This window comes from Microbacterium sp. Leaf351 (assembly GCF_001423825.1).
Classification (GTDB): Bacteria; Actinomycetota; Actinomycetes; order Actinomycetales; family Microbacteriaceae; genus Microbacterium; species Microbacterium ginsengisoli.
Window position 1 is genome coordinate 22912 of the sequence record NZ_LMPK01000021.1, and the last position, 821, is coordinate 23732.

General features: G+C 67.2%; 1 pseudogene. It reads left to right on the top strand.

Annotation, left to right across the window (positions count from 1 at the left end):
* Positions 1-821: pseudogene (locus ASG00_RS17645) on the top strand (hypothetical protein); the annotation flags it as partial.

Genomic DNA, 821 nt, shown 5'->3' on the forward strand with positions numbered 1-821 from the left:
GGACCTGCGCAGCCTGCAGGATCTCGACGCGCGCGATCGCAAGATCGTCGACGTGTGGCTGGAGGAACTCGCCCGGTTCGACAAGCTCGTGGCGGCAGGCGTGACCAAGCCCGCGGCGCGGCAGCAAGTTATCGACGACGTCAACCGTCGTCTCGGAACCGGCTACGGCCCGGTCAAGGTCTCGCGTCAGCAACGCGCCCTCGAAGAGTTCGGGGTCAGCGGTCTTCTCGATCGACGTCGCCACGGCCTCGCCGACATGCCCGGGCGCTCCTACGACGAGCGCCTGATCGACGCGATTCTGACCGTCCAGGCTGGGCAGGAGCGGAAGTCGACCGGCACCGGGACGCGATTGATCTGGCTCGTCCGCAGGGAGCTGGACGACCGCTTCGGCGAGGGTGTCGTGCCGATGCCGAGCCGGGCGACGATGTACCGGCTGCTGAATGAACTCGATGCCGGCAAGCACACGTTGGGCAGCGCCCGCGCACGTCGCACCACAGCCAATCAGCCGGATCACATGCACGGATTACGTACCGGCGTGCGACCCGGTGAGCAGGTGCTGATCGACACGACCCCGATGGAGATCCTCGTCGAATGCGATGGCGAACCGATCCGCCCCGATCTCACCCTGTTGCTGTGTGAGGCATCACGCTCGGTGCTCGCGGGCATTGTCACCGTCGGTTCTCGCAGCATCGACCTCGTGGTGGTCCTCGCCCGTGCTCTGGTGCCGTACTCGGCCCGTCCCGACGGAGTTCGCGCGAACCGGCGTCAGGTCTCGGAGGCGTGGACCGGCACGGACGGGCTCATGGTGGAGCGGTTCGAGG